Source organism: Pseudomonas sp. AU12215 (assembly GCF_001675465.2).
GTDB classification, from domain to species: Bacteria; Pseudomonadota; Gammaproteobacteria; order Pseudomonadales; family Pseudomonadaceae; genus Pseudomonas; species Pseudomonas nitroreducens.
This window is the reverse complement of record NZ_MACM02000008.1, coordinates 155,904-178,370: the sequence shown is the minus strand read 5'-3', so window position 1 is coordinate 178,370 and position 22,467 is coordinate 155,904. Positions and strand designations below refer to the sequence as shown.

Below are 22,467 nucleotides of genomic sequence, written 5' to 3'. Positions count from 1 at the left end.
GTGCTCTATGCGCAAAGGCGACACCGAGCTGAAGGCGAAGATGGACGAGGCCATCGGCAAATTGCTCGCCAGCGACGACTACAAGGCGCTGTCGGACAAGTACTTCGGCATGAGCGTCGCGCCCAAGCAGTAACTCTGGCGCGATCCGCTTCAGCGCCCGCGCGCTTGTCCGGCGCGCGGGCACGAACCTGAGCCTCCCTTCCTGGAGACGGCCATGCAAAGCATCTTCGACCTGATCGGCTTCGGTCCTACCGGCTGGGGCCCGGCCCTGCTCAAGGGGTTGCTGGTCACCCTGCAGATTTCCGTCGGGGCCTTCCTGGTCGGCCTGCTGATCGGCCTGGCCGCGGCCAGTGCCAAGATCGGTGGTCCGCGCCCGTTGGCGATGCTCGCGCGCGGCTACACCACGCTGTGCCGGGCGGTACCGGAACTGCTGCTGATCCTGCTGCTGTTCTACGTCGGCTCCATGGGCCTGAACCAGTTCTTCGAGTGGCTCGGCTACGGCCAGGTGAAGCTCAACGGCATGATGGTGGCCATCGTCGTGCTTGGCCTGGTGCAGGGCGCCTACGCGTCGGAGATCTTCCGTGGCGCGATCCAGTCGATTCCCTATGGCCAGATCGAAGCGGCGCGCGCCTACGGCATGCACGGCTTCGGCCTGTTCCGCCGGGTGACCTTGCCGATGATGGCGCCCAACGCGCTGGCCGGCATGGCCAACCTGTGGGTCAACCTGATCAAGGACAGTGCGCTGATCAGCGTGGTGGGCACCAACGAGCTGCTCTACACGGCCAAGCAGGCCGCCGGCTCGACCCGTCACTACCTGACCTTCTACCTCACCGCGGCGGCGCTGTACTACGTGCTCACCGTGCTTTCAAACCTGTTCGCGGGCTACCTGGAGCGACGTTTCCGTCGCTGGATTCCGGCGGTCTGAACGAGGCGCGGCGATGAACGAACACTGGCTATTCGTCTATGGGGCCCTGCTGCTCAAGGGCCTGGGCACCACCCTGGTGATCCTGCTGATTTCCGCCATCCTCGGCTTCGCTCTGGCGCTGGTCGTGGCGTTGGCGCGGATGTCGCGCAACTTCCTGGTCTCGCGCCTGGCGCTGGCGTACACCAGCGTGATTCGCGGCACGCCGTTGCTGGTGCAGATCTACATCTTCTACTACGGCCTGGGCAGCCTGTTCGCGCAGTTCCCGCTGATCCGCGGCAGCTTCCTCTGGCCCTACCTGCGCGATGGCTTCTGGTACATCGTGATCGCGCTGATCCTCTCGGTCGGCGCCTACGTCGGCGAGGTGGTTCGCGGTGGCCTCAAGGCGGTGCCGCGCGGCGAGCTGGAGGCCGCTTCGGCGTTCGGCATGAACCGCAGGCTGGTGCTCTACCGTGTGTGGCTGCCGAGGGCGATCCGCCTGCTGCTGCCGACCCTGGCGGGGGAGAGCGTGATGCTGCTCAAGTCCACCGCACTGGCGTCCACCATCGCCGTGGTCGACCTGCTCGGCGCAGCCAACGTGGTGCGCGCGCAGACCTTCCAGGTGTATGAGCCGCTGCTGCTGGTGGCGGCGATCTATGTCTGCCTGACCTTCATCATCGAGGCGCTGTTCGCTGTGCTGGAGCGCACCACGCCGGTTCGCCGCGAAACACAGAAGCCGGCGCAGCGATCATGGTTGGGCAAGCGCAGGGCAAGGACGGCAGTTTGATAATGCACAGTTCGCCTTACGATCTTGCGAGCTAGAGCTGGATTAGGTGGGCGGCGCTCGAAGAGCGGAGTTTACGCCAGTAAATGAGCACCTGAGGGCGGCGCTCGCCTAATCCAGCCGACGCGCAGCAGATCGTTGCCAAACCTCAGGCGTAGGCGCCGCGACGGAGGCCCTCCACCCAGCAGCGGCTGAGTTCGAGACCGTCGGCGGCGCTGAAGTTGCTCGGGTTCAGGCACCACTCCAGCCACAGCCCGTCGAGCATGGCGGAGAGGCCGATGGCGGCCAGGCGCGGGCGCGCCACGCTGAAGTTTTCGGCGTGGGCGAGCTCGCTGATGAGTGTTTCGAGGATGGCAAGGTAGCTCTGATAGCCGCGCTCGTGCGCCTCGTTCACCGGCGGCGAGTGGCGGATCAGGCTCCAGAACACCACCCAGGGGCTGAGCAGGTCGGGGTCCAGCACTTGCTGTGAGAAGGAGCCGGTGAGGAAGGCTTCCATGCGTGCGGCGGGATCGCTGCCGACGGCGTCCACCTGCTGGTAGAGCGCCTGGGTGACCTCGCTGGCAAGGGTCTCGTAGGCCTGGGCAACCAGCGCGTCGATGCTGCCGAAATGGTGGTTCACCAGGCCCACGGCGACGCCGGCTTCCTTGGCGATGCGGCGCACCGAGATGCCTGCGTGGCCATCGGCGACCAGGCACTTGAGGCACGCGCGCACCAGGTGGTCGCGACGTTCCTCGGAGGTGGCGCGCTGGGCTTTCTGGCGGGGCATGTCCACGGTGCGAGGTCCTTTTGCGGCGTGCCGGAAACCGGCGACTGGAGTCGATACTAGGAGGCGCCGGCAAAGATTTCCATGGGCGATTCGGACAGAGGAGAGGGCTTGATGATCGAGGATGTGTCCTTCAGCGTGCCGGGTGACTCCGGCGCGGAGCTGCGCGTTCTGGCGTGGCGTATCGACGGCGGCAAGCCGGGGCCGCGGGTACACCTGCAGGCCGGCGTGCACGCCGATGAAATCGCCGGGATGCTGGTGCTCCACGAACTGCTGCCGCGCCTGCGCGAGGCCGCCGAACGTGGCGCGCTCAATGGCAGCGTGACGCTGGTGCCGCAGGCCAATCCCATCGGCATCGGGCAGTTCCGTCAGGGGCGGATTCTCGGCCGCAACCACGATGCCACGTCGCGCAATTTCAACCGTGGCTTCATCGCCTCGGCAGCGGCCAGCGGGACCCTGGACAACCTCACGCTGTGGCAGAAGCGCCTGGCCGAACTGGCCGCGCCGGCGGACATCGTCCTCGACCTGCACACCGACGACGAGGCGCTGCAGTATGTCTACGTCCACGAATGCTTCTGGCCGGCCGCGCAGGACCTCGCCGCGGCGCTGTGCGCGGATCTGGCGATCATCTGGGAAGGCGATGGCGACGGTGCGTTCGAAGAAGTGGTGATTGCGCCCTGGCTGGCCGAACAGCGCTTCGATGGGCGCCTGGTCGCCACTGTTGAACTGCGTGGCCAGGGCGACGTCAGCGATGCGCTGGCGCAGCAGGATGCCGACGGCCTCTATCGCTTCCTCGGCGCGCGCGGCGTGGTGGACGATGCAGGTCCGTTACCGGAATGGAAGGGCGTCGCCACGCCGATGGGCTTCATGGAAACCGTGTTCGCGCCTGCAGCCGGCGTGCTGGTGTTCGAGCGAGAACTGGGCGAATACCTCGAGGCGGGTGAGCGCTTCGCGCGCATCGTTTCGCGTCCGGGTGACCCTGATAGCGAACACATCCTGCGCGCGCCGCAGAGTGGCTTGTTCGCCACCCGTTACCGTGACCGGCTGATTCCCCAGGGCGCCATCGCGGGTAAGTTCACCGGTACGGCGCCTTCGAGTACCTGGAGCTCCGGCGCGCTCGATCCGTAATCGGCTTCTGTACGGGGCATCCCTCACCCCAACCCTCTCCCAGGGGGAGAGGGGGCAGATTGTGCGGGCTGACGCTGTGGTTTCATCCTGCACCGAACGGTCCCCTCTCCCGCTTGCGGGAGAGTGCTAGGGTGAGGGGCTCTTACCCGCGCATCTCGACTCAAAAGCAAACAAGGAAGAACAAAAAACGCCCGCACAAGGCGGGCGTTTTCGAACAGCGGCGAACTCAGTGGTGTTCGCGGGTGGCGCGGAAGGTGATGTCCGGCCAGCGCTCTTCCATCAGGCTCAGGTTGACGCGGGTCGGTGCCAGGTAGGTGAGGTGGCCGCCGCCGTCCACGGACAGGTTCTCGAAGGCCTTGTCCTTGAACTCCTTGAGCTTCTTCTCGTCCTGGCACTCGATCCAGCGCGCGGACCAGACGTTGATCTGCTCGTAGGCGCACTCGACCTTGTATTCCTCCTTCAGGCGGCTGGCGACCACGTCGAACTGCAGCACACCGACGGCGCCGAGGATGATGTCGTTGTTGCGCTCGGGGAAGAACACCTGGGTGGCGCCTTCCTCGGCCAGTTCCTGCAGGCCCTGGCGCAGCTGCTTGGATTTGAGCGGGTCCTTCAGGCGCACGCGGCGGAACAGTTCCGGGGCGAAGTGCGGGATGCCGGTGAAGCCCAGCGCCTCGCCTTCGGTGAAGGTGTCGCCGATCTGGATGGTGCCATGGTTGTGCAGGCCGATGATGTCGCCGGCGAAGGCCTCTTCCAGCTGCTCACGCTCGCTGGAGAAGAAGGTCAGCGCGTCGGCGATCTTCACGTCCTTGCCCAGGCGCACGTGGCGCATCTTCATGCCCTTCTCGTACTTGCCCGAGCAGATGCGCATGAAGGCGATGCGGTCGCGGTGCTTCGGGTCCATGTTCGCCTGGATCTTGAACACGAAGCCGGAGAACTTCTCCTCGGTCGGCGCCACGGTGCGCTCGTGGGCGCCACGCTCCAGCGGTTGCGGGGCCCAGTCGACGATGCAGTCCAGCACCTGGTCGACACCGAAGTTGCCCAGCGCGGTACCGAAGAACACCGGGGTCATCTCGCCCTTGAGGAAGGCGTCCTTGTCGAACTCGTGGCAGGCGCCCTGGACCAGTTCCAGCTCTTCGAGGAAGTTGTCGTAGAGGTCGCCCAGGTGCGCGCGGGCCTCATCCGAATCCAGCTTGTCGATGACCTTGGTCTCGATGCGCTCGTGGCCGTGGCCCGGCACGTAGACGATGATCTTGTCCTCGGCGAGGTGGTACACGCCCTTGAAGTCGCGGTAGCAACCGATCGGCCAGGTGATCGGCGCCGCCTTGATCTTCAGCACGGCCTCGATCTCGTCGAGCAGCTCGATGGGGTCGCGGATGTCGCGGTCGAGTTTGTTGATGAAGCTGACGATGGGCGTGTCGCGCAGCCGGCAGACTTCCATCAGGGCGATGGTGCGTGGCTCTACACCCTTACCGCCGTCGAGGACCATCAACGCCGAGTCCACCGCGGTGAGGGTGCGGTAGGTGTCTTCGGAGAAGTCTTCGTGGCCGGGGGTGTCGAGCAGGTTGATCATGTGCTCGCGGTAGGGGAACTGCATCACCGAGGTAGTGATGGAGATGCCGCGCTGCTTCTCCATCTCCATCCAGTCGGAGGTGGCGTGGCGGTCGGACTTGCGCGACTTCACGGTACCGGCGACGGCAATCGCCTTGCCCATCAGCAGGAGCTTCTCGGTAATGGTGGTCTTACCGGCGTCGGGGTGGGAAATGATCGCGAACGTGCGGCGCTTCGCGACTTCGGCGGCTTGGATGCTCATGGATGGATGCCTGGTCGATTCGGTGAAGACGGGCGGCGAGCGGCCCGAAAAACGCGGGATTATAGCCTGAATCGAGGCGCCGCCGGCAGACCCGGCGACGCAAGGCTCGGGGCTGTCAGTGGTCGCTGTCGGCGACCGGCTCGGCGCCCTTGTAGATGCGCCGCACCAGCGGGCCGATGGACAGGCCCTGGAGCAGGATCGACACCAGCACCACCACGTAGGTCAGGCTGAGGATCAGGTCGCGCTGCTCGCCCAGCGGCAGGGACAGCGCCAGGGCCACCGAGACGCCGCCGCGCAGGCCGCCCCAGACGAGGATGCGGATGGTTCCGGCGGGCACCTGGCGGCGGCCGTTCTCGGTCTGGCGCAGCACGACGATGGCCGGGGCCACGGTGAGCAGGCGCGAGATCAGTACCGCGCCGCCGAGGACGAAGGCAGCTACCACGTGCAGCCAGTTGAACGGCAGCAGGAGCAGCTCCAGGCCGATCAGGGCGAACAGCAGGGCGTTGAGGATCTCGTCGATCAGCTCCCAGAACTTGTCGATGTAGCGCCGCGTTTCGTCGGACATGGCGTAGTGGCGCGCCTGGTTGCCGATGATCAGGCCGGCCACCACCATGGCGATGGGCGCCGACACGTGCAGCCGCGCCGCCAGCGCCGCGCCACCGATCACCAGGGCCAGGGTCAGCATGACTTCCACCTGGTACTGGTCGATGCCGCGCATCATCAGGAACACCCCGTAGCCCAGCGCCGCGCCGAACAGGATGCCGCCGATGGCTTCCTGCACGAACAGCCAGGCAATCGTCGAGGCGGTGGGCGTTTCGCCGGCCAGCAGGATGCCCAGCAGGATGGTGAAGACCACCACGGCGGTGCCGTCGTTGAACAGCGACTCGCCGACGATGGTGGTGGCCAGCGGCTTGGGCGCGCCGGCGGACTTAAGGATGCCCAGCACCGCGATGGGGTCGGTGGGCGAGATCAGCGCGCCGAACAGCAGGCAGTAGATGAAGTCCACGTGCCAGCCGAAGAGGGCGAAGGTGTAGTAGGCCAGGTAGCCGATCACCGTGGTGGCGATCAGCACGCCGAAGGTGGCCAGCAGGCCGATGGGCCACTTGTAGTTGCGCAGGTCGGCGAGGTTCACGTGTAGCGCACCGGCGAACAGCAGGGCGGGCAGGAACCAGGTCATCAGCACGTCGGAGAAGTCGATGCGGCTGATGATCTGCTGCATCTCGACTTCCAGCACCGGGTAGCCCAGCAGCGACATGCCCTGGGCGATGAAGGAAAAGATCAGCGCGGTGGCCATGACGCCGATGGTTGGCGGCAGGCGGATGAAGCGGTAGTTGACGTAGGTGAGCAGGGTGGTCAGCGCGATGAACGCCGCGGCCAGATCAAGCATGGCGATGGATCTCCGTGGTAGGCAAGAACGCCGGCCCCGAGTGACCTATCCATGGGTCGGGGGCACGCGAAAGGATCCTGATGATAACCGCTGGGCGAAGTCGCGTACGTTTTCACCGGGCGCATCCGTCGTTGGGCAAGCGGCGGGGGCCGATGGTTCAGACAGATCGGAAGTTTTTCGAAAGTTTTTTTGTCCGCCACAGCCCCCGGACCATGGGGGCTGAAGCCGAATGCGCGGCCGCGCGATGGCACAAGGATGGCAATTTTATTGAACGTAACGGCGCGCACGGGGGTCCACCCCTTCGCGACGACAATCCGTAGGCGCTTTCGCAAGTACTTGATTCTCGTCGCGTTTAATCGAGGTCCCAGGTAAGTCTCAGGACGGGATCGAGCGTCACGTGAGCGCGGCGATGCCAGTCGCCGCGCACCCGAAGGGAGTCCCCCAACCATGGTGAAGTCCACCACGGGCAAGGCCCTGTTCGGCGTCTGCTTCGCAGTCGTTGTGCTGGCTTTGCTGATCCACTGGATCACCCCCGCCACTCTGTGGCAGTACCGCGAAGACCTGCTGTTCTACCTGCAGGCGCACCTGATCCTGGTGTTCGCGTCCATGTTCGCCGCCATTGTGGTCGGCATCCCCGCCGGCATGCTGCTCAGCCGGCCCGCCCTGCAAGGACAGGCCGAGCGCCTGATGCAGATCTTCAACGTCGGCAACACCATTCCGCCACTGGCCGTGCTGGCCATCGCCCTGGCGATCGTCGGGATCGGCAACGGCCCGGCGATCCTCGCGCTGTTCCTCGCCTCGCTGCTGCCCATCGTGCGCAATACCTACGAGGGCCTGCGCGCCGTGCCGGCGTCGCTCAAGGAAGCGGCCACCGGCATCGGCATGACGCCGCGCCAGGTGCTACTGCGCGTCGAACTGCCCAATGCGGTGCCGCTGATCATGGGCGGTGTGCGCATTGCACTGGCGCTCAACGTCGGCTCCGCCCCGCTGGCGTTCCTGATCGGCGCCAACAGCCTGGGTAGCCTGATCTTCCCCGGCATCGCCCTGGACGACCAGTCCAAGCTGCTGCTCGGCGCCGTGTGCACTGCGCTGCTGGCGCTGGTGCTCGATGGCCTGGTGGTGCTGTTCAGCCGCGGCTTCCTGGAACGGGGGCTGGCGAAATGAACGGGAGTTGTTTGAAAGGAGTCCGCATGACACGACGTCTGCTCGGCGCGCTGGGCCTTGTGCTCGCCGCTACAACCGGTCTCGCCCAGGCGGCCGATGTGATCCGCATCGGCGGCAAGCCGTTCACCGAGCAGCGCCTGCTCACCGCTATCACCGCGCAGTACCTGCAAAGCAAGGGCTACGAGGTGAAGGTCACCAACGGCCTGGGCAGCACCCTGGCGCGCAGCGCGCAGCAGAGCGGTCAGCTGGACCTGGTCTGGGAATACACCGGCTCGTCGCTGATCGTCTACAACAAGGTCAAGGACAAGCTGGACGCCGAGCAATCGCTGGCCAAGGTCCGCGAACTGGACGGCAAGAAGGGGCTGGTCTGGCCCACGCCCGCGCCGTTCAACAACACCTATGCGCTGGCGATGCCCGAGGAGCAGGCCGAACAGCTCGGCGTGCGCACCCTCAGTGATCTCGCCCGGGTGATGAAGGAGCAGGGCGACAAGCAGACCCACCTGTTCGCCATGGACCCGGAGTTCGCCGGTCGCCCGGATGGCCTCGCGCCGATGAGCGAGCTGTATGGCTTCCATTTCACCCGCGACGACGTGCGGCAGATGGATGCGGGCCTGGTGTACACGGCGCTGAAGAATCGCCAGGTATTCGTCGGCCTCGTCTACACCACCGATGGCCGCCTGAAGGACTTCAAGCTGCGCGTGCTGCAGGATGACAAGCAGTTCTTCCCGTTCTACAACGCCGCGCCGGTGATGCGTGCCGATCTGCTGCAGAAGCATCCAGAGCTGAAGACGCTGTTCGATCCCATCGCCAGGCTACTCGACGACAAGACCATGCAGGCGCTCAACGCCCAGGTCGATATCCAGCAGGAGCCGGTGCAGCGCGTCGCGCAGCAGTTCCTGCGCGAGCACGATCTGCTGGGCGACAAGGCTCAACCTGAACAGGACCAGCCCACAAAGGAGGAGAACTGACATGGACTTCATGACCGTGATTTCCCGCCTGGACTGGGTGCAGGTCGGCCAGCTGACGCTGCAGCACCTGATGCTGGTATCCGTCGCCGTGGGCCTGGCCATCGTCGTCGGCGTGCCGCTGGGCGTGCTGATGACGCGCTTCAAGTGGCTCGCCGGGCCGCTGCAGGGTGCCGCCACCGTGGTGCTGACCATCCCCTCCATCGCGCTGTTCGGCCTGATGCTGCCGCTCTACTCGAAGATCGGCCAGGGCCTCGGCCCGCTGCCGGCGATCACCGCGGTGTTCCTCTATTCGCTGCTGCCGATCCTGCGCAACACCTACCTGGCGCTGACCAACGTCGAGCCCGGCATCCGCGAAGCCGGCAAGGGCATCGGCATGACCTTCTGGCAACGCCTGCGCATGGTCGACATTCCCATCGCCGTGCCGGTGATCCTCGCCGGCGTGCGCACCGCCGTGGTGATGAACATTGGCGTGATGACCATCGCCGCGGTGATCGGCGCCGGCGGCCTGGGTGTGCTCATCCTCAATTCCATCAGCCAATCCAACATGCCCATGCTGGTGGTCGGCGCGGTCATGGTGAGCCTGCTCGCCATCGCTGCCGACCTGCTGCTGCAGTGGCTGCAGCGTGCGCTCACCCCGAAGGGCCTGCGCCCGCAGACAGGAGACTGAACATGATCGAACTCGACCAACTGACCAAGACCTTCACCCTCAAGGACGGCAAGGAATTCCGCGCCGTCGACAAGGTCAGCCTGACCGTGGACAAGGGCGAGATCTGCGTGTTCCTCGGCCCCTCCGGCTGCGGCAAGACCACCACGCTGAAGATGATCAACCGCATCATCCAGCCCACCTCCGGGCGCGTGCTGATCGACGGCCAGGACACCGCCGAACTGGACGAGGTGACCCTGCGCCGGCGCATCGGCTACGTGATCCAGCAGATCGGCCTGTTCCCCAACATGACCATCGAGGAAAACATCATGGTCGTGCCGCGCCTGCTGGGCTGGGACAAACAGAAGTGCAAGGACAAGGCGCGCGAGCTGATGGCCATGGTCAAGCTCGAACCCAGGCAGTACCTGTCGCGCTATCCGCGCGAGCTGTCCGGCGGGCAGCAACAGCGCATCGGGGTGATCCGCGCGCTGGCGGCGGATGCGCCGCTGCTGCTGATGGACGAGCCCTTCGGCGCGGTGGACCCGATCAACCGCGAGTCGATCCAGAACGAGTTCTTCGAGCTGCAGCGCAAGCTGGGCATGACCGTGATCATGGTCAGCCACGACATCGACGAAGCGATCAAACTGGGCGACAAGGTGGCGGTGTTCAAGAGCGGCCGCCTGCTCCAGTTCGACCACCCGGACACGCTGCTGGCGCACCCGGCGGACGAATTCGTCAGCGCCTTCACCGGCCAGGACAGCACGCTCAAGCGCCTGCTGCTGGTGCGCGCTGAGGATGCCGCCGACAGCAGTATCGTCACCGCCAACCCGCAGACCACGGTGGCTGAAGCGCTGGAGAAAATGGAGGAGGACGACCGCCGCTACCTGGTGGTGGTCGATGCCAACGGCAAGGGCCTGGGCTACGTGCGCCGCAAGGACATGCGCCGCAAGGACGGTGTGTGCAGCGACTTCCTCAACGAATTCCGCGTGACCGCCAGCCATGACGAACACCTGCGCATCCTCTTGTCGCGCATGTACGAGTTCAACAGCTCGTGGTTGCCGGTGCTCGATGCGGACGGGCAGTTCCTCGGCGAGGTGACGCAGGAGTCCATCGCGGACTACCTGAGCTCCGGACGCTCGCGGGGGCGCAAGACCAATATCGTGTCGCCGGCTGAAGTCGCCCAGGCATCGTAGGGTGTTACCCGTACCCCCGCTGCGGATGGTTCCCTCTCCCCCCTCCCTCTCCCTGAAGGGAGAGGGTTAGGGAGAGGGTTAGGGAGAGGGAGCGCCCAGCTCCGATTTTCCCCGTTCACCCTCCACGATATCCCCACCCGCACCACCCATCCCGAACAGCTGAACTCCCCCCTCTGTCACCGGTCGTTAACTCAGTAGGCCGATGATGCTGAAACCCGTCGAAAGCCCCGTTCTGTGCGGTATTCCGTGCATTTTGTTGAGTATCCAAAACAGTCAACCGGTAGTGCGACAAAGGGATGTAAAAAAGCGGCAATTTAGGGTTGAACTCACGAACTTCAGGTCCTAAAGTTCGCGCCCGAACGTCCATGCTGGAAACGATCCATCCGGCTCAAGTACTGACGACGAGAGATAGCCGGTGCCTTGCCCCGGTATCGGTAATGCTCGGCGACATGCCTTGGGAAGTAGGCGAACCAAAGTGGGGAAACGGATTCGACGTTCAGCTTCACCCCTACGAATAACCTGTTCTGCCATTTGGAGTCCCAACCATGTCCATCAAGGTCGAGGATTACTTCGCCCCCGACACCTTCCAGCGTATGAAGGCGTTTGCCGACAAGCAGGAAACCCCCTTCGTCGTCATCGACAAGCAGACCATCGCCGATGCCTACGACCAGCTGACCGACTGCTTCCCGTTCGCCAAGATCTACTACGCGGTGAAGGCCAACCCCGCCACCGAGATCACCGAGTTGCTGCGCGACAAGGGCTCGAACTTCGACATCGCCTCCATCTATGAGTTGGACAAGGTGATGAAGACCGGTGTGCGCGCCGAGCAGATCAGCTACGGCAACACCATCAAGAAAGCCCGCGACATCCGTTACTTCTACGAGAAGGGCGTGCGCCTGTTCGCCACCGACTCCGAGGCCGACCTGCGCAACATCGCCAAGGCTGCGCCGGGCTCCAAGGTCTACGTACGCATCCTCACCGAAGGCTCCACCTCCGCCGACTGGCCGCTGTCGCGCAAGTTCGGCTGCCAGTCCGACATGGCCATGGACCTGCTGGTACTGGCCCGCGACCTGGGCCTGGTGCCCTACGGCGTGTCCTTCCATGTGGGTTCGCAGCAGCGCGACATCGGCGTGTGGGACGCGGCCATCGCCAAGGTAAAGGTCATCTTCGAGCGCCTGAAGGAAGAAGACGGCATCGAGCTGAAGCTGATCAACATGGGCGGCGGCTTCCCGGCCAACTACATCGCCAAGACCAACAGCCTGGAAACCTACGCCGAAGAGATCATCCGGTTCCTCAAGGAAGACTTCGGCGACGACCTGCCGGAAATCATCTTGGAGCCGGGCCGCTCGCTGATCGCCAACGCCGGCATCCTGGTCAGCGAAGTCGTGTTGGTCGCGCGCAAGTCGCGTACCGCCGTGGAGCGCTGGGTGTTCACCGACGTGGGCAAGTTCTCCGGCCTGATCGAAACCATGGACGAGTCCATCAAGTTCCCGATCCACGTGGAGAAGAAAGGCGAGCTGGAAGAAGTGGTGATCGCAGGCCCGACCTGCGACAGCGCGGACATCATGTACGAGCACTACAAGTACGGCCTGCCGTTGAACCTGGCCGCGGGCGATCGCCTGTACTGGCTGTCCACCGGCGCCTACACCACCAGCTACAGCGCGGTGGAATTCAACGGCTTTCCGCCGCTGAAGGCGTTCTACCTGTAACGCTGAATGCCCCACGAAAAGCCCCGCCGTTGCGGGGCTTTTTCATTCTGCGGCGCTGAAGCTGTTGCGCAGGAGCGGACTTTGTCCGCGAAATCCCGCACCAAGGAGGAAGCCGAAGCGACACACCACCCTGTAGGAGCGAGCCTGTGCACTCTCGTCGGACGGAATGAAGAACGCCCCGCAATGCGAGGCGTTCTTCATGGCATCACCGCAGATTCAACCCTCCTTGGGCTGCGTCTTCACCGGAGCCTGCGCGGTGGCCGGCGCCTTGGCGTCGGTGGCGATTTCCTGCTGCTGTGCGGCCTTGTCCATCGGCAGCTTGTCGAACTCGTGCAGGCCGTCCTTCCTGTACGGGTCGCCGATCCAGCGCGGCGCCGCGGCGAACTTCTGGTTCACCAGGCTTTTGGCGGGTTCGTAGCGATCGTAGCTCAGGCCGGCGAGGTCCGACAGGGTGTGGATCAGGTGCGAGCTGCTGTAGGAACGATTGGCCACTGCCTGCAGGTCGCGGGGGTGGTCGGCCTGCCAGCTCGGCGAGGTCCAGACCATGAACGGAATGGTGTACATCGGCCGGGTCGGGTCCATCTCGTTGCGGCCCAGGCGGTCGTGGTTGCCCGAGCTGTAGACCTCTTCGCCATGGTCGGAGAGGTAGAGCATGAAGCCGTTGGCGTTGGCCGCCGAGTAGCGCTTGATCAGGCTCGACACCACGAAGTCGTTGTAGCGCACTGCGTTGTCGTAGAAGTTGTAGGTCTCCACCTGGTCATCCGACAGCGCCGAGGGTGCGCCCTGGCGGTCCTTGAAGTAGGCGAACTCTTCGGGGTAACGGTAGCGGTAGTCCATGTGCGTGCCCAGCAGGTGGACGACGATGAACTTCTTCTGCGCCGGGTCCTTCAGGGCCTTCTCGAACGGGTCCAGCACCACGCCGTCGTACTGGCTGGCGTTCTGGTTGCGCTGGTTGTTCAGGTACGCCTGCTCGTCCGTCTGCTGGGAGAAGGTGGTGAGCATGGTGTTGCGCTTGGTCATCGTCTGCTGGTTGGTGATCCAGAAGGTCTTGTAGCCCGCCTGTTTCATCAGGTTGATCAGCGACGGATCAGTGAGGAACTTGTCCGGGTTCTGCTCATCACCGAAGGTGAGGATCTGCTGCATCACCTCGATGGTGTAGGGACGCGGCGCAACCACGTTCTGGAACACGGTCAGGCCCTTGCCGCTGGCGGCGAGGGCGTCGAGGTTCGGCGTGGTATCGCGGCCGTAGCCGTACAGGTGCATGTGCTGGCGGGTGGTGGATTCGCCCAGCACCAGCACCAGCGTGCGCGGGGCTTCGCCGCTGCTGTCCTTGAGGTTCTGCAGGGGCGGCAGGGAGGCGTTCTGCTGCAGCAGCTTCTGCATGTTGTCCAGCTGCTGGCGGTACTGGACGTACCCCACCACCAGTTGCCACGGCACGGCCGGCTCCATGCGCGACTGCACCTTTTCCAGCGCCTGGGCGAAGGTGCGCTCCTGGGTGACCATCTGCTTGTAGAAGGGGTAGAACAGGTTCAGCACCACCAGCAGCACGGCCAGCGGCACGCGGGCATAGGCCGGCATGCTGATCGGGCGGATACGCTTCCACAGCACCACGGCGACCACGGTGTAGGCCAGCAATGCCAGGCATAGCCAGAGGCTGAAGTACTGGCTGAAGTATTCGCCGGCCTCGGCGGTGTTCGACTCGAACATCACGAAGATGACGCTCTGCGAGAACTCCTGCTTGTAGATGCCGAAGTAGCTCAGGCCCACCAGCGAGGCGCCCCAGAGCACCAGGCCGATGACGGCGGCGATGCCCTTGGTGAAGCGCGGCAGCAGCAGCGGCGGCGCGAGCCACAGGCTGCTGAGGAAGAAGGCATCGCGGAAGCCGGCGAAGCCAGTAGTGCCGCTGAACAGGATCAGCGCCTGGGTAACGCCGGAGAAGTACCAGAAGAACAGCAGGAGCCAGCCCAGGGCGGCCCAGTCCACGCGTTTGCGCGCTGCGGGGGATGTGGTGTTCGACACTTGCGCCTCGTCGTTACGTGGCGGCTGCCGAACACTCCGGCAGCCAGGTTAGCCGGCGAAGGTAGCAAGGTTGGCGTGAAAATTACGTCAAGGGGTGTCAGGCGACACCCATCTGCTCGGCGAGTTGATGCAGGTCCGATTCGTCGCCCAACTCGGCGGCGCGCTGGAAGTAGGCCAGGGTCAACTCCCGCAGGCTTGGCGGCATGGAGTCGGCGAGCTGCCGGCGGGCTACGCGCAGGAAGTTGAGGTTGCCGCCTTCCAGCGCCCGTTCCAGCCAGATGCGCGCGGCTGGCAGGTCGCCGCGCTCGGCGAGCACCGAGGCGTGGCTGAACTGGCCACGGAAGTCACCGGCCTCGGCCGACCGACGGTACCACTGGTGAGCCGCGCCAAGGTCGCGGGGCACCACCAGACCTTCCTCGTGGAAGCGCCCCACCAGGTTCATCGACTTGGCATGGCCCAATGCCGCCGCGCCCTCGTAGAGCGATAGCGCGCGGGCATCGTCGCGCGCCACACCGCGGCCGGTGGAAAGCAGGTTGGCGAGGTTGTACATGGCCCAGTCGAGCTTCTGCTGCGCCGCGATGGCGTAATGGCCGGCCGCAGCCGTTTCGTCCTTGGCGCACCCCCAACCGTGCTCCAGGCAGCGCCCGAGCATGTTGCGGGCCATGGCATGACCGCGCTCGGCGGCGATGCCGAACCAGGTCAGCGCCAGGCCGATGTCCTGTTCGATGCCGTGGCCGTCGAGGAGAATCTGCCCGAGCAACGCCTGGGCCTCCAGGTTCCCTTCACGGGCGCCGGCCAGGATGAGCCGGGCGGTCTGCCGCGGATCGTCGGCGAGCTGGCCGGTGAGGTCTTCGACATTGATTTCTTCAGTGCGACGCAGGACGAAGCTCATGGCGGATCAGACGTCCACCCAACGGCGCAGCAGGTTGTGGTAGGTGCCGGTCAGCTCGATCAGCGCAGGGTGGTCCGGCACGTCGCGGGTCAGTGCCTGGATCGACTGGTCCATCTGGAACAGCAGGGCGCGCTGGCTGTCCTCGCGCACCAGGCTCTGGGTCCAGAAGAACGAGGCGATGCGCGCGCCACGGGTCACCGGGTTGACCTTGTGCAGGCTGGTGGCGGGGTAGAGCACCAGGTCGCCGGCCGGCAGCTTCACCTGCTGGGTGCCGTAGGTGTCCTGGATCACCAGTTCGCCGCCGTCGTAGTCGTCGGGGTCGCTGAAGAACAGCGTCGAGGACAGGTCGGTGCGCACGCGCTCGCGGCCACCCTGGGTGTCGCGCACGGCGTTGTCGATGTGGAAGTCGAACGAACCGCCGCCGGTGTAGCAGTTGAACAGCGGCGGGAAGACCTTGCTCGGCAACGCGGCGGACTGGAACAACGGGTTGCTCCACAGGCGCTGCAGCATGGCCTCGCCGATCTCGCGGGCCAGCGGGTGGTCCTGCGGCAGTTGCAGGTTGTGCTTGGCGCGGGACGACTGGTAGCCCGCGGTGACCTTGCCGTCGGCCCACTCGGCCTGTTCCAGGGCGGCGCGGATGCGCGTCACCTCATCGCGGGTGAAGACGCCGGGAATGTGCAGCAGCATGGGCCGGTTCCATCAGGTTCGATAATTTGCCAATGATAATGATTTGCAACAGATCGGTACAACCGCCATACCCCTGCTTCCGACAGGGAGAAAATGTAAAAGTTGTAAATCATCTGCGTATGGTAATGAATGTGAATTGATACAAATTCTTATTTGCAATAGATTGCGCGGCCTTCATGAACCCCTGGGGAGGGAGTTGCGATGTCGCGTCAATCCACCGAGTTCGCCGGCAGCAAGCCGCGCCTGCTGGTTTCCGCCGTCGGTGTGGCGATTACCGCCATGTCCGGCACTCACCTGGCCCACGCTGACGAGGCTATGCCGAAGAAGTCCGGCCAGGACGTGCTGTCTCTGGACGCCGACACCGTTGTCGGGGCGCAACAGCAGGATCCGACGACCTACAACGTCGAGAAGTCTTCCAACGAGAAGTACACCGCGCCGCTGCTGGAGACGCCCAAGACCGTCACCGTGATCCCCCAGCAGGTGATCAAGGATACTGGCGCGCTGACCCTGCAGGACGCCCTGCGCTCCACTCCCGGCATCACCTTCGGTGCCGGCGAGGGCGGCAACCCGGCGGGCGACCGTCCGTTCATCCGTGGTTTCAACGCCGAGAGCGATACATTCCTGGACGGCATGCGCGATGTGGCCTCGCAAACCCGCGAGATCTTCAACATCGAACAGATCGAAGTGAGCAAGGGCCCGGGCTCGGCCTACACCGGCGCGGGGTCCACCGGCGGTAGCCTGAACCTGATCAGCAAGACCGCCAAGCAGGCCGACTTCAACGATGCCAGTATCGTGCTGGGCACCGACCAGACCCGCCGCACCACCCTGGACGTCAACCACAGGCTGGGCGACAACGCGGCCTTCCGCCTGAACCTGATGAAGCACGATGCCAACGTCGCCGGCCGCGACGAGGTCAACGTCAGCCGCTGGGGCGTGGCGCCGACCGTCACCTTCGGCTTCGATACCCCGACCCGTGCCACGCTGTCGTACTACCACCTGTCCACCGACGACATGCCCGACTACGGCATTCCGCTGACCCTGGCCGGGCGCAGCGAGCGCAACCCGAGCAAGCCGGTATCGGTGGACAAGAGCAACTTCTACGGCCTGAACGACCGCGACTACCGCAAGAGCACCACCGACACCGGCACCTTCCGCATCGAGCATGACCTGAACGACAACCTGACCCTGTCCAACAGCTTCCGCCTGGTGCGTACCACCCTTGACTACATCGTCACCAACCCCGACGACAGCCGCGGCAACGTCGCCAACGGGCTGGTCTATCGCTCCTCGAAGAACCGTAACTCCACCTCCAAGGGCTGGGTCAACCAGACTGACCTGAAGGCCACCTTCGACACCGGTTTTGTCGGCCACACCCTGGTCACCGGCATGGAGTTCAGCTACGAGGACGTGCACAACCGCCCCTATGTCATTACCCCCGGCGGCGGCAGCGGCAATACCTGCACCCCCGGCTTGCTCGCCAGCGGCGACTGCACCAGCCTGAACAAGCCCACCCCCGGCGACCACTGGACTGGCAGCATCACCGACAGCGCCGCCTTCACCGACACCGACACCAAGACCGCCTCGGCCTACGTGTTCGACACCCTGAAGCTCAGTGAGCAGTGGGATCTCAACCTCGGCCTGCGTTACGACGACTACGAAACCCGCTCCAGCGGCTACTCCACGGGCGGCCGCGGCTCGCCCGCCGGCGATTTCGACCGCCAGAGCAACACCCACTTCTGGAACTACCAGCTCGGCGTGGTCTACAAGCCGGCGCCCAACGGCAGCATTTATGCGGCCTGGTCCACCTCCAGCAACCCCAGCGGCGAAACCGCCGGCGAAGGCGGTGGCGACCTCAGTCTGGCCAACGCCAACCTCGACCCTGAGCGCAACCGCAACTACGAGATCGGCACCAAGTGGGCCTTCTTCGATGAAGCGCTGTCGCTAAATGCGGCGATCTTCCGCACCGACAAGACCAATGCCCGCGTCGCCTCGCCGGACGACTCCACCGTCCAGGTGCTCGATGGCGAGCAGCGCGTGCAGGGCGTGGAGCTTGGCTTCAGCGGCGCACTGACGCCCAAGTGGAAAGTCTTCGGCGGCTACACCTACCTGGACAGCGAGATCCTCAAGTCCAGCGTGGCCAGTGACGAGGGCAACCGCATGCCGCAGACCGCGCAGAACAACTTCACCCTGTGGTCGACCTACGATGTGCTGCAGAACTTCACCGTGGGCGGCGGCGCAACCTACGTCGATGAGCAGTACGGCAACACCGCCAACAGCACCATGATCCCGTCCTACTGGCGCTACGACGCCATGGCCAAGTACGTGATCAGCAAGAACGTCGACCTGCAGCTCAACGTGCAGAACCTGACCGACAAGCGCTACTTCGACCAGGTCTTCAGCACCCACATGGCGCACGTGGCCCCGGGCCGCACCGCACTGCTGGGGGTCAACGTCCACTTCTAAGGGCCGCGTACTCCTGGCGCCCCGCCCCGGCCGATGCTCCTCGGCCGGGGCTTTTCTTTGCGCGGGCCGCCTGCGGCGAAGATAAGGCCAGGGTAAAGATTGTTAAAACGGCTGCGTTTGCGAGCCATTCTCATTAAAATGCCCGCCCTGCGTGATGGGTGTCCGAAGGTGAAGCCGCGGTGTTGAAGAAAGTCCTTTTCCAGTTGCATTGGCTGTTCGGTATCAGCGCAGGACTTGTGCTGGCGCTGATGGGTATCACCGGGGCGATGCTGTCGTTCCAGGATGAGATCCTGCGGGCCATCAACCCCGACAGCCTGGTGGTGGAAAAGCGCGCCGAAGCCGTGCTGCCGATGGACGAACTGATCCGCCGGGTGGAGAGCGCCGAGCCAGGCAAGAAGGTCGCCTTCTTCTGGCTCAAGACCGAGGGCGTGGAGTCCGCGCGCATCTTCTTCACCCCGCCACCGGGCCAGCGCCGTGGCGAATCCCTGTATGTCGACCCCTACACCGCGCAAGCCCTGTCCGCGCCAGTGGGCGAGGGCGCCTTCCTGTTCATCATGCAGCTGCATCGCTTCCTTGCCGCCGGCGAAGTCGGCCAGCGGATCACGGCCGCCTGCACCCTGATCCTGATCTTCTTCTGCCTCTCCGGCCTGTACCTGCGTTGGCCGCGCAAGGCGCTGAACTGGCGCACCTGGCTGACCTTCGACTGGCGCAAGAAAGGCCGCGCCTTCAACTGGGACCTGCACGCCGTGGCCGGTACCTGGTGCCTGGCGTTCTACCTCCTGGCCTCGCTGACCGGCCTGTACTGGTCCTACGAGTGGTACCGCAACGGCCTGTTCAAGCTGCTCGACGACGCCCCCGCCGGCCAGGCCAAGGGCGGCCAGCGGGGCGGCGGCAAGCGCGGCCCGGCGCCCGAGGGCCCGCCGCCGGTAGTCGATGCCACCGCCATCTGGAACACCATCCAGCAGACCGGCGGCTCCGCCATGACTGCCTACAACCTGCGCCTGCCGCCGGTGAAGGGCCAGCCGGCCACCGTGTTCTACCTTCTCGATGACGCTGCCCACGAGCGCGCCTTCAACGAGATGGCCATCGACCCGGCCAGCGGCAAGCTGCTCAAGGACCGCCGCTACAACGACAGCAGCACCGGCAAGCAACTGCTCACCAGCGTCTACGCCCTGCATGTGGGCAGCTACTTCGGCCTCACCGGGCGCATCCTGATGATGCTCGCCAGCCTGGCCATGCCGCTGTTCTTCATCACCGGCTGGCTGCTCTACCTTGATCGCCGCCGCAAGAAGCGCGCAGCGCTGGCCGCCCGCGGCGAGCTGGGCACTACGGCTGGTGGTGCCGACTCCTGGTTGATCGGCTACGCCAGCCAGAGCGGCTTCGCCGAACAACTGGCCTGGCAGAGCGCCGGCCAGTTGCAGGCTGCTGGCCTGCCGGTACGCGTCGAGTCTCTGGGCAAGCTGGACCGTGCGCAGCTGGAGCAGACCCGTAATGCGCTGTTCGTGGTCAGCACTTTCGGCGAAGGCGAGGCGCCGGACAGTGCCCGTGGTTTCGAACGCCAGGTGCTCGGCCAATCCCTCGGCCTCAACGACCTGCGCTTCGCCGTACTCGCCTTGGGCGACCGCCAGTATGAGCACTTCTGCGGCTTCGCCCGGCGCATGCAGAGCTGGCTGCAAGGGCAGGGCGCGCGCCCGCTGTTCGACGGCGTGGAAGTGGACAATGGCGATGCCGCCGCGCTGCATGACTGGCAGGTACGCCTGGCCGAACTCTCCGGCACCGCACCGCAAGTGGCCTTCACCGCGCCGGCCTTCGAAGTCTGGACGCTGAGTGGCCGTGAGCACCTGAACCCCGGCAGCCAGGGCGAATCCACCTGGCTGCTGCGCCTCTGGGCGCCGAGCGACTCACAGATCGACTGGGCCGCCGGCGACCTGGTGGAAATCGTTCCCCGCCAACCGGAATTCCTCGTCAGCCGCTGGCTCGAACGCCTTGGCCTCGACGGCGCGGCCAAGGTGCAGGTCGACGGCCTGGCCATGCCGCTCAAGGACGCCCTGGCCGGCTGCCTGTTGCCGGCGAACCTGGAGCATCTGGTCGGCCAGCACGGCCAGGCGGTGGTTGATGCGCTGATCAAGCTCTCGGTGCGCCAGTACTCCATCGCCTCATTGCGCAGCGAAGGCGCGATGGAGCTGATCGTGCGCCAGGAGCAGCACGCGGACGGTTCGTTGGGTATCTGCTCCGGCTGGCTGACCCAATACCTGCCCGAAGGCGGCAGCCTGCTGCTGCGCCTGCGGCGCAACCGCAGCTTCCATCTCACCGAGGACGATCGCCCGCTGATCCTCATCGGTAACGGCACCGGTATCGCTGGCCTGCGTGCTCTGCTGCAAGCGAGCGTTGCCGAAGGCCGTTCGCGCAACTGGCTGCTGTTCGGCGAGCGCAATATCGCCCACGACTTCTACTGCCGCGACGAGCTCGAGGGCATGCTGGCGCGCGGCGAACTGCAACGCCTGGATGTCGCTTTCTCCCGCGACCAGGCCGAGAAGGTCTACGTACAGGATCGCCTGCGCGCCAGCGCCGAAACACTCGCCCAGTGGCTGGAAGAGGGGGCGGTGATCTACGTCTGCGGCAGCCTGCAAGGCATGGCCGAAGGCGTCGACCGTGCCTTGCGCGAGATGCTCGGTGATACCGAGGTTGAGAGGTTGCTGGAGGGTGGGCGCTATCGGCGCGACGTGTATTGATGGGGCGTTGGGTCTAGCCAATCGCGGACGGAGTCCGCTCCCACGCTCAGCGTGACTGGCTTTTCGTAGGGCGGATAACGCGCCAGCGCTATCCGCCGATTGGCCGTCAGCGGATAACCTGTTCCAGGTTGTCCGCCCTACGCAGGGCTCCTCAAATGGCGCAAACAAAAAGGCCCCCGCGAATGCGGAGGCCTTTTTTGATAGCGGAGCGCTTAAATCCAGTCGCTCAGATCCACAGGAACAGCGCCAGTACCGCCGCGAAGAAGCCCCACTTCTGCAGGTAGTACAGCTTGCGGTTGCGCTTCTTCAGGGCCTTGCCCTGCAGGCGGATCTTGTACAGCGAGGCGAACGCGCGGTTGATGCCGCCGGTCTTGTCGCCCGCATCGTTGGGCGAGGCTGCCGCGGCCATCACGTTGCGGCTGAACCAGCGGTTGAAGGCCGTTACCCAGCCGTACTTCAGCGGTCGCTCGATGTCGCAGAAGAGGATCACCCGGTCATGTTCCGTGGTGTTCTCGGCGTAGTGGATGTAGGTCTCGTCGAACACCACCGCCTCGCCGTCGCGCCAGTGGTAGCGCTCGCCGTCCACCTCGATGAAGCAGCCCGGGTCGTTCGGCGTCAGCAGGCCCAGGTGATAGCGCAGCGAGCCGGCGTAAGGGTCGCGGTGGCGCACCAGGCGCGAGCCCGGCGGCAGCTCGGCGAACATCGCGGCCTTCACCGACGGAATCTGCCGCAGCAGTTCGGTGGTCTTCGGGCACAGCGCATCGGCCGACGGATGGCTGTCGTCGTACCATTTCAGGTAGAAGCGCTTCCAGCCGGTCTTGAAGAAGGAATTGAAGCCGACGTCGTTGAGCTGGTCGGAGCGCTTGATGCTGCCGGCATCGCGCAGGTGCAGCGCTTCGCTGCGGATGGCTTCCCAGTTCTCGGTCAGCAGGCGCATTTCCGGGAACTGCTCGGTCGCCAGGTACGGGCGGCTGGGTACCTTGGAGAACAGGTACATCAGGCAGTTGATCGGCGCCAGGAAGCTGGAATGGTCGCTCAGCTGGCGCGTGAACTTGTGGCGCACCCGTCCGCGCAGGTGGACGTAAACGATGCTCAGGCCGAAGGCGGCCAGGATGGCGGCTTTGATCATTCGGGGAGGTATCCGCTACTACAGACCGGGGATAGTACTCCTCCTGAACGTGACTGAGTATTCTCCGAAGGCCAAAGGCCATGATCTGCTTTACC

Annotated in this window: 19 protein-coding genes; 11 read left to right on the top strand and 8 right to left on the bottom strand. The window is 64.9% G+C overall.

Going from position 1 to position 22,467, the window contains the following annotated elements:
* The 3 genes from A9513_RS35360 to A9513_RS03260 form a co-directional block, all read left to right on the top strand.
* Positions 1–133 (top strand): transporter substrate-binding domain-containing protein (locus A9513_RS35360; RefSeq protein WP_141678328.1); only part of this gene is annotated, 133 nt, incomplete at its 5' end.
* Positions 134–214: 81 nt separating this feature from the next.
* Positions 215–925 carry an ABC transporter permease gene (locus A9513_RS03265; protein WP_015475765.1) on the top strand — a complete coding sequence of 237 codons (711 nt, stop codon included), beginning with the start codon at positions 215–217 and terminating at the stop codon, positions 923–925.
* 13 nt (positions 926–938) lie between these two features.
* Positions 939–1,688, top strand: a complete 750-nt coding sequence (locus A9513_RS03260; protein ID WP_038803230.1) for an ABC transporter permease — start codon at positions 939–941, stop codon at positions 1,686–1,688.
* A gap of 145 nt (positions 1,689–1,833) precedes the next feature.
* On the opposite strand, the gene A9513_RS03255 is transcribed toward A9513_RS03260, so the two are convergent.
* On the bottom strand, positions 1,834–2,457 hold the full coding sequence (locus tag A9513_RS03255) for a TetR/AcrR family transcriptional regulator (protein ID WP_065083951.1): 624 nt from the start codon (positions 2,455–2,457) through the stop codon (positions 1,834–1,836).
* 105 nt (positions 2,458–2,562) lie between these two features.
* On the opposite strand from A9513_RS03255, the gene A9513_RS03250 reads away from it, so the two are divergent.
* Positions 2,563–3,576, top strand: a complete 1,014-nt coding sequence (locus A9513_RS03250) for a succinylglutamate desuccinylase/aspartoacylase family protein (protein ID WP_065083950.1) — start codon at positions 2,563–2,565, stop codon at positions 3,574–3,576.
* Positions 3,577–3,802: 226 nt separating this feature from the next.
* Here A9513_RS03250 and A9513_RS03245 read toward each other — a convergent pair whose 3' ends face one another.
* Both A9513_RS03245 and A9513_RS03240 read right to left on the bottom strand, forming a co-directional pair.
* Positions 3,803–5,386, bottom strand: a complete 1,584-nt coding sequence (locus tag A9513_RS03245; protein ID WP_065083949.1) for a peptide chain release factor 3 — start codon at positions 5,384–5,386, stop codon at positions 3,803–3,805.
* A gap of 115 nt (positions 5,387–5,501) precedes the next feature.
* A complete protein-coding gene (locus A9513_RS03240; RefSeq protein ID WP_065083948.1) occupies positions 5,502–6,773 on the bottom strand; it encodes a sodium:proton antiporter in 1,272 nt (423 codons plus the stop codon).
* Positions 6,774–7,220: 447 nt separating this feature from the next.
* Between A9513_RS03240 and A9513_RS03235 the strand changes: the two genes are divergently transcribed.
* The 5 genes from A9513_RS03235 to A9513_RS03215 all read left to right on the top strand — a co-directional run bounded on the left by A9513_RS03235 (position 7,221) and on the right by A9513_RS03215 (position 12,450).
* Positions 7,221–7,937, top strand: coding sequence for an ABC transporter permease (locus A9513_RS03235; protein ID WP_038803232.1), 717 nt, complete (start codon positions 7,221–7,223; stop codon positions 7,935–7,937).
* 26 nt (positions 7,938–7,963) lie between these two features.
* Positions 7,964–8,905, top strand: a complete 942-nt coding sequence (locus tag A9513_RS03230) for a glycine betaine ABC transporter substrate-binding protein (protein WP_051445684.1) — start codon at positions 7,964–7,966, stop codon at positions 8,903–8,905.
* Between the two features lies 1 nt (position 8,906).
* Positions 8,907–9,572 carry an ABC transporter permease gene (locus A9513_RS03225; protein WP_065083947.1) on the top strand — a complete coding sequence of 222 codons (666 nt, stop codon included), beginning with the start codon at positions 8,907–8,909 and terminating at the stop codon, positions 9,570–9,572.
* Positions 9,573–9,574: 2 nt separating this feature from the next.
* The gene (locus A9513_RS03220; RefSeq protein WP_024765897.1) at positions 9,575–10,741 is read left to right on the top strand and encodes a betaine/proline/choline family ABC transporter ATP-binding protein; all 1,167 of its coding nucleotides are present in this window, start codon (positions 9,575–9,577) and stop codon (positions 10,739–10,741) included.
* Positions 10,742–11,286: 545 nt separating this feature from the next.
* Positions 11,287–12,450 carry a type III PLP-dependent enzyme gene (locus A9513_RS03215; protein WP_065083946.1) on the top strand — a complete coding sequence of 388 codons (1,164 nt, stop codon included), beginning with the start codon at positions 11,287–11,289 and terminating at the stop codon, positions 12,448–12,450.
* A 42-nt stretch (positions 12,451–12,492) separates the two neighbouring features.
* Here A9513_RS03215 and A9513_RS35955 read toward each other — a convergent pair whose 3' ends face one another.
* The 4 genes from A9513_RS35955 to A9513_RS03200 form a co-directional block, all read right to left on the bottom strand.
* Positions 12,493–12,651: a hypothetical protein gene (locus A9513_RS35955; protein ID WP_160297869.1), complete on the bottom strand. Its 159-nt coding sequence runs from the start codon at positions 12,649–12,651 to the stop codon at positions 12,493–12,495.
* A gap of 15 nt (positions 12,652–12,666) precedes the next feature.
* Positions 12,667–14,469, bottom strand: coding sequence for a phosphoethanolamine transferase CptA (locus A9513_RS03210; protein ID WP_065083945.1), 1,803 nt, complete (start codon positions 14,467–14,469; stop codon positions 12,667–12,669).
* Positions 14,470–14,566: 97 nt separating this feature from the next.
* Entirely contained in the window at positions 14,567–15,361 is a 795-nt protein-coding gene (locus A9513_RS03205; protein WP_037014476.1) for a tetratricopeptide repeat protein, read from the bottom strand.
* Between the two features lie 6 nt (positions 15,362–15,367).
* The gene (locus A9513_RS03200) at positions 15,368–16,048 is read right to left on the bottom strand and encodes a Fe2+-dependent dioxygenase (RefSeq protein WP_065083944.1); all 681 of its coding nucleotides are present in this window, start codon (positions 16,046–16,048) and stop codon (positions 15,368–15,370) included.
* A 201-nt stretch (positions 16,049–16,249) separates the two neighbouring features.
* Between A9513_RS03200 and A9513_RS03195 the strand changes: the two genes are divergently transcribed.
* Positions 16,250–18,511 carry a TonB-dependent siderophore receptor gene (locus tag A9513_RS03195; RefSeq protein ID WP_065083943.1) on the top strand — a complete coding sequence of 754 codons (2,262 nt, stop codon included), beginning with the start codon at positions 16,250–16,252 and terminating at the stop codon, positions 18,509–18,511.
* Positions 18,512–18,693: 182 nt separating this feature from the next.
* Positions 18,694–21,243, top strand: coding sequence for a sulfite reductase flavoprotein subunit alpha (locus A9513_RS03190; protein WP_083195971.1), 2,550 nt, complete (start codon positions 18,694–18,696; stop codon positions 21,241–21,243).
* A gap of 226 nt (positions 21,244–21,469) precedes the next feature.
* Here the strand turns inward: A9513_RS03190 and lpxO are convergent, their stop codons facing one another.
* The gene (gene lpxO, locus A9513_RS03185) at positions 21,470–22,369 is read right to left on the bottom strand and encodes a lipid A hydroxylase LpxO (RefSeq protein ID WP_089285829.1); all 900 of its coding nucleotides are present in this window, start codon (positions 22,367–22,369) and stop codon (positions 21,470–21,472) included.
* Positions 22,370–22,467 lie beyond the last annotated feature (98 nt).